The following is a 262-nucleotide window of genomic DNA, read 5'->3' on the forward strand; positions in this document are numbered from 1 at the left end:
CGAGATGATCGATTTCCGGCCGCCCGGGAACGTTTACACGCACATCATCGGCGTCGACATCGTGCGCACCGCCGAGAACCAGTTCTACGTGCTCGAGGACAACGCGCGCACGCCGTCGGGCGTGTCGTACATGCTGGAAAACCGCGAGACGATGATGCAGCTCTTCCCCGAGCTGTTCCAGCAGGTCAAGGTGCGCCCGGTCGAGACCTATCCGCAGATGCTGCGCCAGTCGCTCGCGGCCGTGTGCCCGCCGGGCGGCAAC

1 protein-coding gene is annotated in these 262 nt (G+C 65.3%); it reads left to right on the forward strand.

The genetic code is table 11. The annotated features are described in order from the left end of the window. On the forward strand, positions 1–262 hold a 262-nt coding region (locus U4Z64_RS37500; protein ID WP_321822704.1), incomplete at both ends, for a circularly permuted type 2 ATP-grasp protein.

This window comes from Burkholderia sp. BCC1996, from assembly GCF_905339955.1.
Lineage (GTDB): Bacteria > Pseudomonadota > Gammaproteobacteria > Burkholderiales > Burkholderiaceae > Burkholderia.